We start from the raw sequence: 17,488 nt of genomic DNA, 5'->3' as shown, positions 1-17,488 counted from the left end.
CCAGTTTGTTCCCTAAATCTCCCCGCTAAAGCTCCGGCCATGGCACTTTATCCATGGCGGCTTTTGGGTGGGAATAGAATAAGCAACTAACCTAGACAGTTCTAGCATTCCCTCTGTAATTAACGCTTCCGGACCAGGGCATATTGTTTTTATAATCTGAGTTTTTTGTGACTAATCCCTTTCTGAATTTGACCTACGAACCTGCTTTAGAATCCTTGGGCAATGAATTTTTTGACCCAGTGTCAGCAGCGACTTTTCCTGAGCATAAACTGAGATTCCGTAACGATCGCCTGTTGCCCATGTTGGGTCTGGAGCCAAGTCAGGTTAAGGATGATAATTTCGTTGAGGCTTTCGGTTTATTCCATGGGGTAAGGCCATTTTTAGCTCTGCGTTACCACGGTTACCAATTCGGTGAATATAATCCTAATTTGGGCGACGGTCGGGGTTTTCTCTACGGCCAAGTGCGGGAAGTAAACGGGGAATTATTCGATTTTGGCACCAAAGGCTCTGGCCAGACTCCCTATTCCCGGGGCGGTGATGGCCGCCTAACCCTCAAAGGCGGGGTAAGGGAAGTGTTGGCCGCTGAGGCGTTGCATCGTTTGGGGGTAAAAACTTCTCGTTGTCTGAGTTTAGTGGAAACGGGGGATTCCTTGTGGCGGGGGGATGAACCTTCCCCTACTAGGGGGTCGGTGATGATCCGCTTTAGCCGTTCCCACATTCGTTTTGGTACTTTTGAGCGACTTCATTACCATCACCAAACGGAACAGATTGCACAACTACTGGATCACGTAATTGCAACCTACTATCCAGAGGTTTCTGGCTCCAACTCCGATGATTCAGCCCATATTGCTTTTTTCCGAGTTTTGGTGGAGCGGGTGGCCAAGTTGGTGGCCCAATGGATGGCGGCGGGATTTTGCCATGGGGTTTTAAACACGGACAATATGTCCATCACCGGGGAAAGCTTTGATTACGGCCCCTATGGTTTTGTGCCCACCTACGATTTAAATTTTATTGCCGCCTATTTTGACTATGGTGGTCGCTACCGCTTTGGCAATCAACCCGCTATCTGTCGCTGGAATTTGGAACGCCTACAAGTAGCCTTAAGTTCCGTCATTCCCAGTAAAGCCATGGCCGATGCATTGGAGGACTACGAAAAAATTTATTTAGGCCACTACATCACCTTAATAGCCCAGCGCCTTGGCATTTCCTCCATCCTCGGCGATCGCCTAGACCCGGAGTTACGGGAAAAATTAGTGGGTCAGACCCTGCAATGTTTAGCCCAAAGCCAATGGAGTTACCCGGACTTTTTTGCCCAATTGCGGCTTAATTTAAGTCCTAGTTGGCGGGATAATGCCGATTTGATTTTGGAAAATGTCGATTTGCTAGGGGCAGATTGGTCAACTTGGCGATCAATATACCAACAGGTGTTAAAGCAATTGCCTCCGGAATCCTTGGCGGCAATACCCAGTGTTCTTGATCAAGCCAACCCCCTCACTGACCTACTCCGGCCCCGCATTGAAACCGTTTGGCAGGCGATCGCCGAAGATGACAATTGGCAACCTTTCAATGAATTGGTACACAAATTACAAACCGGCGAATAATTTAAGCTAAGGCCACAAGTCCCTGAAACTATGGCCCCAGAGGAGGATAGCCAAACCGTCGAAAACTCAATTTGGGTAAACCTTCAGAGTATGATGGGAGGACGTTGTGACCCTCCAGGAGCAAAAAATGTTTGGATTAGGTTGGCCAGAAATTCTGCTGATTTTAGGGGTAGTAATCATCATTTTTGGTCCCAAGAGAATTCCAGAATTGGGGGGAGCGTTGGGCAAAACCCTGCGCGGTTTCAAAGAAGAGTTACAAACCCAAGATGTGGATAGCACTGAAGTAGTGGATGTAGAACTAGGGGAGAACGATCCTGCGGCCGGCAAAAAATAAGCAATAATGAACGTTCTCTTTCTTCACCAAAATTTTCCTGGGCAATTTAAACACCTCGCCCCTGCTTTGGTAGCCCAAGGGCATCAGGTGGTGGCCATGATCATGCAAAAAAATGCATCTCCCCAATGGCAAGGGGTAAAGTTGATCAACTATTTTCCCAATCGGGGCAGTACCCCAAACATTCACCCTTGGTTAGTGGACTTTGAAACTAAAACCATCCGGGCAGAATCCGTTTTTCATCAAGCCCGAAAGTTAAAAGCCCAAGGATTTAATCCCGACGTTGTCATTGCTAACCCTGGTTGGGGCGAAAGTTTATTTGTCAAAGATGTGTGGCCAGAAACGAAATTGGGCATTTACTGCGAATTTTTCTACCATGCGTCCGGCTATGACACCACCTTTGACCCGGAATTTGCCAACGTTGACGAAACAGAGGTCTGTCGCATTCGCTGGAAAAATATCAACCATTATCTCCATTTTGATATTGCCGACGGTGGCCTGGCCCCTACCCAATGGCAAGCGGATTCCTTTCCCGAACCTTTCCGCTCCAAGCTGACAGTTGTCCACGATGGCATTGACACCGATATTCTGCGTCCCAACGCCGATGCCAACTTAACTTTTAATAATCAAATCACCCTCAACCGGAGCGACGAGATTATCACTTTCGTCAATCGCAACTTGGAACCGTACCGGGGCTACCACAGTTTTATGCGCTCCCTACCGGAAATTTTGGCCAACCGACCCCAGGCCAAGGTGCTAATTGTGGGCGGCAATGGGGTGAGTTATGGAGCCAAGCCCCCAGGCGATCGTTCCTGGCGGGACATTTTTCTCGACGAGGTTAAACCAAAACTAACGCCAGAACAGTTAAGTCGTCTGTATTTTCTCGGCACCATTCCCTACAACTATTTCATTAATCTGCTACAAATCTCCACTGTCCACGTTTACCTCAGTTATCCCTTTGTGCTGTCCTGGAGCTTACTGGAATCCATGGCCTGTGGCTGTGCGATCGCCGCTAGTAATACAGCCCCAGTGCGGGAGGTGATCACCGATGGCGAAACGGGACGGTTAGTGGACTTCTTCGACTACTCAGCCATCGCCACAACTATCTGCCAGTTATTAGAGGACAAAGAGGAGAGACAAAGGCTAGGAATCAACGCCCGCCGCCTAGTCCAGGCTAAATATGACCTACAGACCATCTGCCTACCCCAACAATTAGAGTGGCTAGAGAATCTGGTTTCTCCCCAGCATTAACAAGCGGGGAAATTGTGTTGTTTTTGTTTGTGAACTGAATAGTTCTGCGAAAAACCCCGCCAATTCTGCGAAAAGGCGGGGTCATTTCTGTTGCACTCTAGTTATTGGCAAAAATGCGGATGGCGAGACTCGAACTCGCAAGGCAAAGCCACACGCCCCTCAAACGTGCGCGTATACCAATTCCGCCACATCCGCGTTACCTGTAATAATATCACGGCGATCGCCCCAATTAAGCACCACCAGGGGACAAATTTTTTCCATAATGGAGCCTAACTTAAGTAGTAATTAGTCACCATGGCAAAAAGAAAGACTGATAAGCCCACTAACACCACTAAGTAGCTCAAGGGCCGCAGTCTCAGGGTTACTAACCAGAGTCCAATGGTCTGTAAATTAAACAAACTTCCCCATAATAAAAAAGCAACCATGGACCCTCGCCAGAGTTGTTCCCCGAGGGGTGCCAATAAATCTGGGTTACTAAAATTTCCCAGGGGTAAAATGAACGACCAACCCATCATTAGTACAGTTTGCCGTACCGGCCCCAATCCAGCCCATTGTAGTAACCACGCCTGGGGAAGGAAAAAGACAATGCCACAGGCGATCGCCGTACCGATGACTAGCACCCCACCAAATTCCTGAAATTCCTCAATGATGTTACGACCAAAAAGATGTAGCTTTTGCCGCCAGGAAAAATCTGCCACAGGATTAACTCCGCTGGCAAAAACCAACCCTCCCTGCCTTGGGGACGCCTCCATCGAAGATTGGAGCATAATCAAAGCCCCTGACCGTAATAGGGGAATGTTTAACAGGGCCGTTTCCCCCTCGTCCTCTGCTTGTTGACGGGCCAGTCGATAGGTACTAAAAACTAACCCCATCACGATCGCCATCAACCAACTGCAAGAAATACAAAGAAAAATTAGACCGTACTGAGATTGACGGGAAGATAAGACCCTGACAATGGCAAAAATATTCAAGGTGGGTGCTGCCACTAAAAAACTAACAGCCAAAGGGATGGGAGCTCCCTGTAAAAGTAAACGCCTCACTAAGGGCACACTACCAAAAGCCCCCAGAGGCAGCAGAAAACCGAGGGCGCTTCCCACCAAACTACTGAGCAAACGATTGCGGGGGAAATTAGCCACCCATTTCTGCTCATCGGTCCAAATTAGGAAAGTACTAGAAATGATAATTCCCAACAGGAGCCACGGCAGAGATAGCAACAGGGCACTACCAAGTAAATCTAAAAACAGATTAAATTCAACCAAATTAATCATCCAGGGGCAAAGCAACAATCAAATTAATGCAGCCCTTGTTCCGCTCCCTCATTTTCGGGCCCATGGCCAGGGTCCACTTTGGTTAATACTTCAAACATCGGCTCGTGGATGGCAACCATCAAAGGATCTTCATCCATGGCTACGATCGCCGGGTCCAAATTAGCCTGATTCATAGAAGGAACCAAGGGTTTACCCAGAATACTAGAGTAGGCGGCCACCACCACCGCGGCGGCAGTCACACTACCCCAGAACCAAATACCACGCCAACGATTTTCCTGCTCTAGTTTGGCAAATACCCTCTGGGCCAACACATCGGCGTCAATAGCCGGCGGCACTGGCACTTGGGGCAAAGCGTTTTGCAGACGAATCAAACCCAGATAGGTCTGCTTAAACTCTGGGTCGCTATCAATCCAGCCTTGTACCTGTTTCTTCTCCTGGGGGGTAACCTCCCCGTCAATGTAAGCACTCAACAGCTCAAATTTTTCATCAAACAATAAATCCTCATTTCCAGGTTCAGCTCCATCCCAAGGCTGCCGTGGACAATCAAAGTCAAATTTTGAATTCATAGTAAACCTCTTCGGGGGAATCTCCACCGACAAGTAATAGTGAATTAGCTGTTTGTTATTAACTCTGGCCGATTCACTCCTCACAAAGTTGGACACTCCCTAGACCAAGGGTGATGGGACTAACACCAATAATAAAAACCATTGCTGGTGGCGGAAGCTAGGATTCAATGTTTAGGGTGGGCTTAGGAAGCCAAATAGGGCTGTAAAAAAGTTTGCAACTTCGCCCGGGCCCGGGCAATGCGAGATTTAACCGTCCCGAGGGAAACCCCGGTAATTTCGGCAATTTCTTCGTAGGCTAAACCGTCAATTTCTCGCAGGATAATGGTGGTGCGGAAAGCTTCAGGTAGGTCCTTAATGGCCGAACGCAAACATTCATAAAATTCAGCAGTGGATAAAGTTTCATCGGGACTGGGGTAATCAGATTCAATGTCCCAGTCAATTTCGCCGTCATCCATGCGCCGGGGAGCGTCAAGGGAAATGGGATGACTAACCCGTTTGCGCTTGCGTAACTCGTCGTAGAAGAGGTTAGTGGCAATGCGGCTGAGCCAACCCTTAAATTTGACCGGTTCGTTTAAGCGATGGATGTTACGGTAAACCCGGATCCAAACCTCCTGGGCCAAGTCCGCCCGGTCCTGCCAGTCGGGGGCCAAGTGATAAAGAATTTTATCCACATGGGACTGGTAACGCCGGAGCAACTCATTAAAAGCGGTACTATCGGGACGGGTCTTTTGCTGACAGAGCAAAATCAGGTCAACATTGGTTAACGACTCCGGGGGCAGGGCACTTAGTTTGCCTCCGCCACTCTCGATCGCCCAGTTGGTATTGACGGCTTGATTCATGGATTTACCCAACACGGCTGACTCCTCACATAGGCTAGTTGACGTAAGGATACCGTAAGAGTTTCTAGAATCACAGGTGTTTGCTAAAAAAATTAAAACTTTTGCCTAGGCACAACGACTTTTCTCTCCACTTTCCCCGTTTTTTATCCCTAAATTTCGACAAAACTTCGACAGAACATGATCATATTGCAAAAAAAATAACACCCGGTACCAAGGGTGTCAGTGGTGCTATGGCAAGTGGTACCGTGGCTTGGCTCTGCTTACGGTAAACCAAGGCTTTAGAGAAAGTCGGCCCAACGGCTGAAGAAGTAACCCCAGATGAAAGTGGCAGCCCCAATGGCGAAGAGAGTATTGGTGAAAAAGCGACCGAATTCAGGACTGTTGCCAAGTTGCTTATCTTCTTGCCCGGCGGTGAAAAATAAAGACCAGGCTTGGTTCCCGTTGATGGGGGCAAATTGGTTGAAGTCTTTGCGGAAGACAACGGGGGCAAATAGGTCTTTGTTTTGATAAATATCAGTGTCGGCGTTCATAGTTTTACCTCTTATTTGTTCGATTTTCACGGTGCCAAGGGCAGTCCTTTGGTCGTTCATGGAGCTAGGCCCTGGTTCAGTAGATTGCTTGGTTATGCACCCAGCTAATTAGAGAGAGAGCAACCAACCCACAATGCCGTGGCCAGTAATTACTTCCATTGCCAAGAGAGAAACAAAGCCAATCATGGCAAAACGACCATTCATTTTTTCGGCGTATTCAGTCCAACCGGCTTGAACACTGCTGTCAACGTACACAGGGGGTTCAATGGCGAAGTTGTTGAGACGGTTGTCTTGGTCGAGGCGAAATCCACGGCTAGTCATAGTGTTGATGTCCTTGATTGGGTGATTGAGGTTTTTGTTTTGTAACCTTATGTAAATAAATGTAACGCATTGTTAAGATTTTTGTCAAGTCTGTTGACCAAAAGAGCTTTTTGTTGGTGGGTGAATTGCTTGCCTAGGCTGGGTTTGGGCACTTTGCCTAAATTCTGAGAGGGAAAATATTTTTCGTTACATTTGTGTAACATTCGCGCCAGGGAGATTACTCCGGCAAAGATGTCAGGGCCTGGGGAATGACCATTTGATGTCCTGTTCTTTTTCCCTAGTTGTCTTCCTTTCCCCAGCATTTTTGCTATAAACTGACCAGAAGTGCGTCCCATTTCGTGTGCCAGGAGTCCGTCATAGTAATGCAGGCGACCCAACCGCTGCAAACCGTTTCCCAAGCTGTCCCAAAAGAGTTTTTACAGGCGGACGGCGGCTTCAATCCCAACGTGGCCATGTTCGGGATAGCTATTTTCTTAATGCTTGCTAACATTTTTGGTTACTGGCAATGGGGACTGCCCCACTGGCTTTGCTTTTGTTGTTCGGTGCTAGCGCTGCACCTGTCAGGCACAGTGATCCATGATGCATCCCACAATGCGGCCCATCGAAACACCATTATTAATGCAGTGCTTGGCCACGGTAGTGCCTTAATGTTGGGCTTTGCTTTTCCCGTCTTTACCCGGGTTCATCTCCAACACCACGCCAACGTCAATGACCCTGAGAATGACCCAGACCACTTTGTTTCCACCGGCGGCCCCCTATTTTTGATTGCGGCCCGCTTTTTCTACCATGAAATCTTCTTCTTTAAGCGGCAACTGTGGCGTAAATACGAGTTGTTGGAGTGGTTTTTGAGCCGCCTAGTGCTGTTCACCATTGTATTCCTGGGCATTCACTATGGTTTTATCGGCTTTGTCATGAATTACTGGTTTGTGCCCGCTTTGATTGTGGGTATTGCCCTGGGGTTATTTTTTGATTACCTGCCCCATCGACCTTTTCAGGAACGGAACCGCTGGAAAAATGCTCGGGTTTATCCCAGCCCCATTTTGAATTGGCTCATTTTCGGGCAAAACTACCACTTAATTCACCATCTTTGGCCCTCTATTCCTTGGTACCACTACCAGAACACTTACCGCATCACTAAGCCGATTTTGGACGAAAAGGGTTGTGACCAGTCCCTGGGGTTATTGGAAGGTAAGAATTTCTGGAGTTTTCTTTACGATGTTTTTCTGGGCATTCGTTTCCACGGCCATCAACAAACCAAGTCTGACTAACCCTAACTTGAACTAGCCTGTTTACCTTGTAGGGCTAGAACTTGGGGGGAAAAATGGGTTAGCAATTGCCAGCCCAGATAAACCACTAGTCCTAGCATGTAGGAAACCAGGGAAAACCAGAGGAGGTTGTTGCTTTGTTGCCAGATGGCTAGACCAAGAAAGGGTAGATAAACAAGAAAAAAGGCAAAGAGCACTGCATTCCTGAGGGGTCGGGATGCTTTGAGGCCAATGAAGTAGCCTTCGAGCATAAAAGCTAGGGCGGTGCTTTCCAACAGAGGGATTAGCCAGATGGTGTAACTCCGGACGCTGTCGTTAATTTCTGCGTGGTTGGTCAACAGTCCAAAGACGGTTTCCGGGAACACGATCGCCACGGTGGCAAAGCCCAGGGCCATTAATAGGGTGGTGACGATGGCGGTGAGTAAAACCGGCAATAACAATTGATATTCTCCTTTACTCTTGAAATTACCAGTCAGGGTTTGGCTGGTCATGCCCACCCCTTGGATGGTGAATTGGCTAAGCAGGGCAATTTGTAACAGCAGACCGTTTTGGGCCAAGACTTCCGTGCCAAAGCTGGAACTGATATTAGTAAACAAAGAATAGGTGGTGATTAAAATCACAAAACGGATCAAGATGTTCCCTTTCAGAGCAATGGTGGCCCGCAACGCTCCCCAGTCCGATAATTTGGCGATCGCCGCTTTAAACTCTCCCTTCTCTTTTTCCCCTTGGGCTAGAACCACAATGGAGATCAAACCTAGGGCCAGAGCTAAATACTGACTACTGGCAGTGGCCCAACCGGCCCCCGCACTAGCCCACCCCCAACGGTTAATCATCAAATAGTCCAGACCAACGTTGGAAAAATTAGCCACCAGGGAAATCAGCAAAACTAAACCATTGCGTTCTTGTCCCAATAGCCAGCCCAAGATAACAAAATTGAGCAGCACCGCCGGAGCCCCCCAAATCCGGCCGTAAAAATAGTCCATACCCGACTGCTCCACCCCTGGAGCCCCAGTTAACAGGGCAAAACCGAATTTTTGCAAGGGATATTGCAAGGCTAAAATGCCCAAACCCAACAATAGGGCTACCAAGGCACTTCTTAGTCCCGCCACCCATACCTCCGCCTGGTCTTCTTCCCCCACTGCCTGGGCCGTGAGGGCCGTGGTGCTGGTGCGCAAAAATTTTAAGACCCGGTAGAGGTAATCAAACAAAATCGAGCCGAGGATCACCCCTGCTAAATAATCAATGTCTTCCAGATGGCCCAAAAAAGCGGTGTCCACTAACCCAGCTAAGGGCACCATCATATTGGAAAGGACAGCAATGGTGGCTAGGCGAAAAAAACGGGGTAGGAACTGATACTGGCTAGGCAGGGCAAGATTCATAAAGACTTCTAAACTGGTCAGCGGCCAAGCAAAAATGCGGTCAAAATTCACAGGGCAGATTAGACTGCTCTTCTCACATTTTGCAACAGGCAAACCGTAACAACCTTTACCAGTGGCCTGGATAGGACAAGAATCTTCTATCCCATGGTCCGGTGTTTACCCTTCTTTGATTAACAAAGCCACGCTGTAGGCGGCAATGCCTTCCTCCCTTCCCGTGGGGCCCAAACGCTCGTTGGTAGTAGCTTTAATGCCAATTAAATCTGGATCAATGGCCAAAACTTTGGCTAAATTTTCCTTCATGGCCTGGATGTGGGGTTTAAGTTTGGGTTGTTCTGCCACAATCACATTATCCAGATTATTGATTCGCCAACCCCGTTCAAGGATTAATTGATGCACCTGAGCCAAAAGTTTGAGGCTATCGGCTCCCTGCCACCGGGCATCGCTGGGGGGAAAGTAGTGGCCAATGTCTCCCAAACTCAACGCTCCCAGCAGGGCATCCATTAAAGCGTGGGTCAGCACGTCGGCATCGCTGTGGCCATCCAGTCCTAAATGGTGGGCAATAGTAACTCCCCCCAAAATCAAGGGGCGATCGCCTACGAGACGGTGGATATCGTAGCCGTTGCCAATGCGGAGAGCAGTCATAGAAATTTAGTGAGTTTAAATAATCTAAATAAATTGAGCAAATGGAGAATAATTCGCCTACTAAGAGTTACTTGAATAACCCCCGAAAAAGCCGGTTGATCTGCTAGATCTTTACCAAAGTTTAGGCTCAAAATCAGGCGGAGTCTCTGCCAACTCAAAAACCTCATCGTGGATACGGGCTACATATAAACCCTCCCGTAACGCCTGCTCCTTTAAGTCATCTGACCAATCCACCGCCGCCAGAATGCCGTACAACTTTTTATCTTTGTGTTCAGGAAAGAAGGTACGAAACTTCTGGAGCAAATTTTTTAGTTGGGTAATGGACTCTTCTCTGGGATGGCTTTTTACTTCCACCACGTAAGCAGTATTAATGTCACTGTTGGCATAGGCTAGAACGTCAATTTCTAGGTGTTGCCTTCCTTTGCTGGCTCTAACACTAGGACTGATAATTTCCATGCCAAAACGCTCCTGTAGAATGCGCTCCATGGAAGGCAAGGCCAAGCCTTCGGTAAAACTACCAAATTTTTTCCCTAACCCACCAATTTGTTTTCCCAGTTCTTTGATTTGACGATCAGTTTGTTGCATACTGCGATCAGTTTCTTTTTGGGACTTAATTAACTCCCCCAGTAGGGCCCAAACTTCGTCGGCAGTGGTGGCCATTATGTTCTTCCTTTACTCTCAGTAATAGTTAACTGATCAAAATGTTGTGAATATTGGCATTGGGTAAACTAAGTTAACTGAATGCCAGGATTTGCTCGTCCAGGTCAAAATCTCCTTTTTCTTCCCCCTTACCGGACGGCAGATAATCCAGTTGAAAGCTATTTTTTAAGCCTTCTACTAAATCATAATTGGGATGCCAATCTAAATGGTCTTGGGCTTTTTGAATGTCGGCAAAAAAGTGTTGTTGCCGCAGGGGAAAAGCTTTTCGTTTGCCAAAGTCAAAGTCCTTGGGATTATAGTGAACCAATTTAACTCCCTGGGGATCAATGCCCGCTGCGGTGGCACAGGCTTGGGCCAGCCCATTCATGGTGACGTATCGATCGCCGGAGATGTTATAAATCTGCCCGATCGCCGCTGGAGTAACGATGGTTTTAGCCATGGCGATCGCCAAATCTTCCACGTGGCCCAGTTGGGTGATGTATTGACCGTTGCCGGGGATGGGAATGGCTCGACCCCGCACTAAACGGTCAAAAAACCAGGATTCGAGGGCATTGTAGTTGTGGGGGCCGTAAATATAGGTGGGGCGGATGGCGGTCCAGGGAATGCCGCTCTGGGCAAGATAACGTTCCGTTTCAAATTTGCCCTTGTGGCGACTCTGGGGATCCACCGCGTCGGTCTCCCGGTGGGGCATTTGGGAAGAGGCCTGATATACACCGGCAGAGCTCATGTAAACAAATTGTTTGACCCGACCGTTGTATAAATCCACTAGGGGCTGGGTGTCGCTCAACTCCCGACCGTTGTTGTCAAAAATTACGTCAAATTCTTCTTTCTCTAGTTTTTCGCGCAACTGTTCAGCGACCCGGCGATCGCCATGGATTTGAGCCAGGCCATTGACGGGGTCAGGGCGATTACCCCGATTAAATAGCACCACTTCATGACCTTGGGCCACCAGCACTCGGCAGAGATGGATACCGATGAAACGGGTTCCCCCCATAATTAAAATGCGCATGGTCTACTGTCTCCCTCCAAATGGCAACTGTCCCATTATCCCCTAGGCTGTGCCTCCCCGGGATCGTGGCGTTTTGTTTAGGCAGGAAGGGAAGTTTCCGGTATGGTCAGTCCCAATTTATCTGCCATGGCCTGGCCCTGGGTACTAATTACCACCGGTTGGCGATCGCCATCAAACAGTAAACTGCCCACTTTCAGCCGGCGTTGACTAACTCTATAAACATACTCCTCCGAACGGCGATCGATGGTGTCCGCCATGGCTTGGTAAATTTTGCTAACCCAAGGACAATTTTGCTCCGTTTGCCAATGACGCAATAACTTCAATCCCGCTTCCGTGGTGGGTGCTTGGCCAAGTTCCTGCACCAGAGGATAGGGTAAGCCCGCTTGTACAGCTTGGGCCGTAAGAATTTCCAGACGGCCATCCGCTAAATGGTGATGGGTGTGGAAAATTCCCCCAGCCAGTTTGATCAATTTGCCGTGGTAACCCAATAGCAAGATTTCCTGTGCCTCAGCTACCGCTGCCGATACTAAAAGAGAGCCCAACCAATTGGCCGTTTTTATCATTTGGCTTGAAAGTACTCCCCATTGCCGAGCTAAGTCTAAACCGTTTTCCCCCAAGCAAAATACTAAGCATTGGTGTTGTTGAGCCGCACTAGTCAAATGCTGTTGAAACTCCGCTAGTTGCTCCGGAGCGCTGAGGGGTTGGGCAATGCCACTGGTACCTAATAAAGATAGACCTTCCACCACCCCAAAAGCTGCATTGGATGTGCGAGTGGCTAAGGTTCGACCCAGGGGCAAAATTAAGGAAACCATCAGAGTTTGATCTCCACTTATGTACGGCTGCAAATGATGTCTTAATAACCGTTGGGCATAGCTGTAAATGGCGGCTTGGCCTTCCCTGTCAAGCTGTTTGCCAATGCCTTCTCCCCCTTGAATAATCAGTTTTCCTTCCCCTGGGGTAAATTCCACTTCCGCCCAAACGGGGGTATAGCGGGTTAAATCCAAGTTATTGCCCGGTTCACTGCGGGTGATGGCCAGGGCTCTGTGCCGCCCCAGTAAGGCTCCCTGTTCAACCGGGATTTCTGCCGTTACGGCGGGTTCCAATAAATCTAACCTAACCACGTCAGGACAATTACCTTTTAACAAGGTCTCCACAGCGGCGATCGCCGACGCACAGGCAAACACGGGTAAGGTATAACCGGATTGGGCAGAGATAGACTGAGACAAATTTTCTCACTACTGATTAATTACAAAAAAATAGGGCGATCATTCAGATAATCACTAGAAAAATTAATTTAGCTGTGATTGGAAATAAACTCAATTTGCTGCCCATTATTTGTCATATCTAAAAATTGTTCTAGATTTTGACAACGACCTTCTTCCATGTAGCGACGAAAAACTTTATTTAAAGCTAAATTTTCACTAAATTCTTGCCAGGCCGCCTGACGAATTGCATCGGTTAAAGTCAAAGCGCCTTCGTCTAACAAGGACAAAATAGTTAGATAGGCTTTTTCCGCAGTCTCAAAAGCATTGGCGGATTGGGTAATGGAATTGTCCCGTTTGTAGTAGCGATAAAGAGGGTGGGGGTGAATCGCCACTTTTTCCGTGCGACTCAATAGCTCTAAATTGAAAAGTACATCCGCCGCAAAAGGCACCTTCGTCCAGCCAGTTCCTAAAAATTGTCGTTGAAAAACTGGAAAAAAGGGAATGCGGGGGCTAAGAATATCCGCCGCCGTGGCAAAGCTCAGTTCTTGCCGTTGGGGAAAGGGTTGCTTATACAAAACTAGCTCACTGTTATAAACCCCAGTGTTATCGATCGCCACGCCATATTGTTCCGCTAGGGGCACTAATTTTTCCAGGCGATCGGGAGCAAAGGCATCGTCCGCATCTAAGTTGGCTAAAATCTCCCCGTCACAAATACTCACCGCCGTATTTCTGGCGATCGCCTCCCCACTACCAATGCCACCGGTAAAAACTTGTTTTAGCCTGGGGTCATTAATGCCCTGGGCCGCTAATAGTTGCAGATAATCTACCTGGTCATCTACACCAATGGCCACCTGCCAATGGTCATAGGTCTGGGCCAACACACTGCGAACGGTAAAAGCAATGGTGTTTTCAGCCCGGTAGGCGGGAATAATGATGCTTACTAGGGGCTGATCAATCATGGTGCAGGGCAAGAAAGATGATAACTGTCTAAATTTAAGGCTGTTTACAGAGAATATATAGATGCCTATGGTCGGTAAAATAGGACCACATTCGCCGCATATTACCTGAATCGGTATTAAATTTTATATCTAAATCATTAACCCCAGTTACAAACCATCCTGACCACCCACTAGACCACTGTATTTTGTAGGCAACAACATTACCTTTCAAAATATTTTGATCAATCTCCGTATTTAGTCCTTTTGCCCAGCCTGGCCCTGGACCCACCGGTGCGTTGGGAGCCGATTCTGTGCCTACTTGAACGCAAGCTGCTTGAGTTTGCAAGTTATGCTGTACACAATCAGAGCCATTACAGCCATTAAACGGAGCTGCACTAACGGATTCTCCACCCCCCGTTGTAACTATAGAAATTATCGGTAAAAAAATTAGCGAAAAATGACTGATTCGTTTTTTGATGCTGAAAAGTTTACTCGTCGAATTGCATTTATCCCGACTTAAAACCATTGAATTTAGCCTTTTATTCAAAATTGGTTTGATATTAGCATTTGTTTGTGTAAAATTCCGCTAAATTCTCAAAACTTCACAGCATTTCACACTGATACTTCTTCTACATAATTTATTTAACCTTATTCAATTGAAATTACTGACGTTTAGCTAAACAATTATCACAGGTGCCACAGGGTTGCTCCGCCGCCGGAGAATTGTCGCCAAAGGCAGCCAAAATGGTTTGCCAACGACAACGGGAAGTGGTCAGGTATTGGGTCATAAGGCGGTACTGGCTTTTCAATTCCTGCAGAGGATTAGCCTGGTTATGGCCGGGGGTAATGCGGTAGTTAAAGGGATCTAACCACTTTAAATGACCCCGACGGTGGAGCCACGCTAGAGCCATTTCTACATCGGGAAAATGGGGTTTTAGTTCTCCTAGGTTACCCTGGGATGAAATTTGTTTACTCAAGACCTCCGCTCGTTGGAGACATTTGCTGGCTTGACTCAGAAAATACTGGCGTAATTGGCGATCGCCGGAATCTAGCCAACCGGTGGGTTCACTAACTAAGGTGAGACATTCTGCTGGTTGCAAATCCCGTCCGGCCCGTCCCACTTCCTGGAGATAATCCATCAACATCAGGGGAGCTTGGTAATGTAACACCCAACGGGTATCGGGCTTGTCTATGCCCAGGCCAAAGGCATTGGTGCAAACCACCGAAGAAATTTGCCCCGTTAACCATTTTTGTTCCAACTGTCGTCGTTGGTGGGGCCCCAAACCGCCATGGTAAGCTTCGCTGTCAAAGCCCCGTTCCTGCAACCATTGGGCTAAGTTGATGGCCATGGTGCGGGTACGGACGTAAATCAAACCGCTTTCCTGGAGATGCCTGAGCAAAAAACGCCGTAATTGTTGCCGGCGGCAATATTCACTCAGCACCATTTTGACCTTCAGATGTAGTTGGGGGCGATGGGGGCTCATCTGAAAACACTCCGGCGATCGCAAATTCAATCCTTCTACGATCAAATTCTGTTGCTGGCGATCGGCTGTGGCGGTGAAGGCGGCCAGGGGAATCTGGCCCTTGTCTCGGCCTAATCCCCGACGCAGGGCTCCCAAACGACGGTAGGCAGGACGAAAACTATCTCCCCACTGCACCAAACAATGGGCTTCATCGAGCATGATTCCCTGTAATTTGACCTGGGGTTGCCGGAGCAAATTCCAGACTGGCTCACTCAGTAATGTTTCTGGGGAAAGGTAAAGGAGCTTTAGTTGCTGTTGCCCCAATTGGTATAACACTTGTTTTCTTTCGGGGCGACTCAGTTGGCTATGGAGACAGGCGGCGGGCAGGTTTTGCCTCCGTAAACTTTGCACCTGGTCTTCCATCAAAGCCACCAAGGGTGAGACCACCAGGGTTAGTCCTTCCCCCAGCAATGCCGGTAGTTGGAAGCAAATAGACTTTCCCCCTCCGGTGGGCAGTACCACCAGACAATCCCGCCCGGCCAATAGGCAATCAATTACTTCTCCCTGGGGATAGCGAAAATGGTCATAGCCCCAAATTCGACGGAGGGCTTCTTCCAACGATTGGCGATCAGCCATGGCAGGCAATGGGATTGATGATTTACCGGGAGACTGCAAAGTTGGTCAAATTTTACCTAACTATGTCCAAGCTTATTGTCCCCAGTAAACCGGAAAAATTAAGCTAAAGCTTCTTCCCCCCGACGGTACAATTCCCGGGCATAATCAGTCCAGGTGCCTTGGCCCCAATAACGGAAGCAACTAGTTTCCACTAATAACAGATATAGCAGAGCGTTTTGATAATCCTCCCGTTGGGTAACGCTGGGATCTTCCGCCACTAAGCGATCGAATTTTTGGTGAAATTTGGCGCTCAGTTGGTTCATGGGTTCCAGCACGTTTTCATAGCCCTGTACCCAACTTAAATCATTGGTCCAAGAGGCTCCATCCATCCCAAATTGGTGGTCGGTAGCTTTCAATTCGGCGATCGCATTTTCCACCTGTTCATGGCTGGGGGAATCGGGATTAACCCGTTGCCAAATTTTGTGTTGTTGAATGGCTTGGATCGCGGGGAAATCGGACTCTTGCACGCCGGCCGCTTCCAGTAGTTCTAAATATTCTGTGCCATTTATGGCCACCGTGCCGGATTGACCGCCATTTTCCGCCATTTTGCGAGTCGCTTGCTCGTAGGCAGGGGGAAATTCGTTCATCATGACGCCGCCATTTTCCCCATCGGCAATTTGGGTGACACAGGCAGGAATGTGGTGATTGCCCACAGGTTGTTTACCCCGCCCTAAGGCCTCGTAATAGGGCTGCATTTGGGCCACTAACTTGGTGTCGGAACCTTGGGTTTTAATGAGAGCGACAATGCTCACCGTTTCTCCCCGGGAGTTGCGGGCCACTAAGCGGTTGGGGACATATTTTTGATCACCGGAAAGGCCACTACCATCGAGGTTTTCCACGGAATGTTCCTGCACCATCAACCAACGGTAACCGCATTCTTTTAGGGCTTTAACATACTCAAACAAAGTATCAGGATGGTTGGGTAAATGCATTTCCGGGGGCGAGAAACCTTTCACCCGTTGTAATGCTTCCAGACCAAAAATATCAGCAAAGTGTTGTTGCCACGCTAACATATGTAGCTTCAAATCGGGGATGGGGGTGGAAGGGGCCACCGCATGGCTCCACATGGTTCCCAACCATTCCACATAGGGCTGATATTGGGCATCACAGGCTAACCGTTTCAGGTCATCAAGGATGTCGTTGCGGCCCATTTGCTGGAACGCCCAGAGCAAATTGCCAGAATAGTCCAACATGATGCGGGGATTGCAACCTTCCGCCACTAAACGAGGAATAATTTCCCCCAACCGACGGTAACACCACGCAAAGGGATCGGCGTTATGGTTATCCCCTTCCCCAGGATGCTCAAACATATACTGCAGATTGGAAATCAATGCCCCATCTTGCCCAGCAGGAATACTTGGTTGATGCATATGCAGAGCGCAGGCACAGGCCGATTGTAAATCTTCTAGCCGTAAATTTGTCTGCTCCAAAAATACCGACTTATGGTCATTGACCACTGCTAGTATTTCCGCTTCTTGGCCCGCAATGGGGGGTAGGTCTAATTTTGTCCGTTCGGCGATCGATACCATCCGCAGTTTCTCCCAG

18 protein-coding genes and 1 tRNA gene are annotated in these 17,488 nt (G+C 48.3%); 4 read left to right on the top strand and 15 right to left on the bottom strand.

What is annotated here, in order from left to right:
• The first annotated feature begins 167 nt into the window (after positions 1 to 167).
• From BWK47_RS04670 to BWK47_RS04660, 3 genes are all read left to right on the top strand, one after another.
• Entirely contained in the window at positions 168 to 1,601 is a 1,434-nt protein-coding gene (locus BWK47_RS04670) for a protein adenylyltransferase SelO (protein WP_162327746.1), read from the top strand.
• A gap of 106 nt (positions 1,602 to 1,707) precedes the next feature.
• Complete coding sequence (locus tag BWK47_RS04665) at positions 1,708 to 1,935, top strand: twin-arginine translocase TatA/TatE family subunit (RefSeq protein ID WP_010872105.1); 228 nt, start codon at positions 1,708 to 1,710, stop codon at positions 1,933 to 1,935.
• A gap of 6 nt (positions 1,936 to 1,941) precedes the next feature.
• Positions 1,942 to 3,183, top strand: coding sequence for a glycosyltransferase family 4 protein (locus BWK47_RS04660; RefSeq protein WP_162327745.1), 1,242 nt, complete (start codon positions 1,942 to 1,944; stop codon positions 3,181 to 3,183).
• A 114-nt stretch (positions 3,184 to 3,297) separates the two neighbouring features.
• On the opposite strand, the gene BWK47_RS04655 is transcribed toward BWK47_RS04660, so the two are convergent.
• The 7 genes from BWK47_RS04655 to BWK47_RS04625 all read right to left on the bottom strand — a co-directional run bounded on the left by BWK47_RS04655 (position 3,298) and on the right by BWK47_RS04625 (position 7,042).
• Positions 3,298 to 3,378: transfer RNA gene (locus BWK47_RS04655), tRNA-Leu, on the bottom strand.
• 74 nt (positions 3,379 to 3,452) lie between these two features.
• Positions 3,453 to 4,451, bottom strand: a complete 999-nt coding sequence (locus BWK47_RS04650) for a permease (RefSeq protein ID WP_162327744.1) — start codon at positions 4,449 to 4,451, stop codon at positions 3,453 to 3,455.
• Between the two features lie 23 nt (positions 4,452 to 4,474).
• Positions 4,475 to 5,017, bottom strand: coding sequence for an anti-sigma factor family protein (locus BWK47_RS04645; protein ID WP_237269821.1), 543 nt, complete (start codon positions 5,015 to 5,017; stop codon positions 4,475 to 4,477).
• A 182-nt stretch (positions 5,018 to 5,199) separates the two neighbouring features.
• Positions 5,200 to 5,871, bottom strand: a complete 672-nt coding sequence (locus BWK47_RS04640) for a sigma-70 family RNA polymerase sigma factor (RefSeq protein ID WP_010872101.1) — start codon at positions 5,869 to 5,871, stop codon at positions 5,200 to 5,202.
• 263 nt (positions 5,872 to 6,134) lie between these two features.
• Complete coding sequence (locus tag BWK47_RS04635; protein WP_020861571.1) at positions 6,135 to 6,386, bottom strand: hypothetical protein; 252 nt, start codon at positions 6,384 to 6,386, stop codon at positions 6,135 to 6,137.
• A gap of 108 nt (positions 6,387 to 6,494) precedes the next feature.
• Positions 6,495 to 6,707 (bottom strand): chlorophyll a/b-binding protein, encoded by a 213-nt coding sequence (locus BWK47_RS04630; protein WP_010872099.1) that lies wholly within the window; start codon positions 6,705 to 6,707, stop codon positions 6,495 to 6,497.
• Positions 6,708 to 6,754: 47 nt separating this feature from the next.
• Positions 6,755 to 7,042: a hypothetical protein gene (locus tag BWK47_RS04625; protein WP_162327741.1), complete on the bottom strand. Its 288-nt coding sequence runs from the start codon at positions 7,040 to 7,042 to the stop codon at positions 6,755 to 6,757.
• A 3-nt stretch (positions 7,043 to 7,045) separates the two neighbouring features.
• Between BWK47_RS04625 and crtR the strand changes: the two genes are divergently transcribed.
• A complete protein-coding gene (gene crtR, locus BWK47_RS04620; RefSeq protein ID WP_204250464.1) occupies positions 7,046 to 7,975 on the top strand; it encodes a beta-carotene hydroxylase in 930 nt (309 codons plus the stop codon).
• 2 nt (positions 7,976 to 7,977) lie between these two features.
• Here crtR and gntT read toward each other — a convergent pair whose 3' ends face one another.
• The 8 genes from gntT to BWK47_RS04580 all read right to left on the bottom strand — a co-directional run bounded on the left by gntT (position 7,978) and on the right by BWK47_RS04580 (position 17,472).
• Positions 7,978 to 9,351, bottom strand: coding sequence for a guanitoxin biosynthesis MATE family efflux transporter GntT (gene gntT, locus BWK47_RS04615; RefSeq protein WP_237269819.1), 1,374 nt, complete (start codon positions 9,349 to 9,351; stop codon positions 7,978 to 7,980).
• Between the two features lie 156 nt (positions 9,352 to 9,507).
• On the bottom strand, positions 9,508 to 9,993 hold the full coding sequence (gene ispF, locus BWK47_RS04610) for a 2-C-methyl-D-erythritol 2,4-cyclodiphosphate synthase (RefSeq protein WP_162327738.1): 486 nt from the start codon (positions 9,991 to 9,993) through the stop codon (positions 9,508 to 9,510).
• 111 nt (positions 9,994 to 10,104) lie between these two features.
• Positions 10,105 to 10,653 carry a DUF3782 domain-containing protein gene (locus BWK47_RS04605; protein WP_162327737.1) on the bottom strand — a complete coding sequence of 183 codons (549 nt, stop codon included), beginning with the start codon at positions 10,651 to 10,653 and terminating at the stop codon, positions 10,105 to 10,107.
• A gap of 73 nt (positions 10,654 to 10,726) precedes the next feature.
• Entirely contained in the window at positions 10,727 to 11,662 is a 936-nt protein-coding gene (locus BWK47_RS04600) for an NAD-dependent epimerase/dehydratase family protein (RefSeq protein ID WP_162327736.1), read from the bottom strand.
• Positions 11,663 to 11,739: 77 nt separating this feature from the next.
• Positions 11,740 to 12,888 (bottom strand): cobalt-precorrin-5B (C(1))-methyltransferase CbiD, encoded by a 1,149-nt coding sequence (gene cbiD, locus BWK47_RS04595; RefSeq protein WP_162327735.1) that lies wholly within the window; start codon positions 12,886 to 12,888, stop codon positions 11,740 to 11,742.
• 68 nt (positions 12,889 to 12,956) lie between these two features.
• Positions 12,957 to 13,826, bottom strand: coding sequence for a glycosyltransferase family 2 protein (locus BWK47_RS04590; RefSeq protein WP_162327734.1), 870 nt, complete (start codon positions 13,824 to 13,826; stop codon positions 12,957 to 12,959).
• A 641-nt stretch (positions 13,827 to 14,467) separates the two neighbouring features.
• Positions 14,468 to 15,904, bottom strand: a complete 1,437-nt coding sequence (locus BWK47_RS04585; RefSeq protein ID WP_162327733.1) for a RecQ family ATP-dependent DNA helicase — start codon at positions 15,902 to 15,904, stop codon at positions 14,468 to 14,470.
• Between the two features lie 98 nt (positions 15,905 to 16,002).
• Complete coding sequence (locus tag BWK47_RS04580; RefSeq protein WP_162327732.1) at positions 16,003 to 17,472, bottom strand: glycosyl hydrolase family 57; 1,470 nt, start codon at positions 17,470 to 17,472, stop codon at positions 16,003 to 16,005.
• Positions 17,473 to 17,488: the final 16 nt, after the last annotated feature.

It is taken from the genome of Synechocystis sp. CACIAM 05, from assembly GCF_010222815.1.
Taxonomy (GTDB): Bacteria; Cyanobacteriota; Cyanobacteriia; order Cyanobacteriales; family Microcystaceae; genus Synechocystis.
The sequence above is the reverse complement of the archived record's forward strand: the minus strand, read 5'-3'. Positions and strand labels throughout refer to the sequence as shown.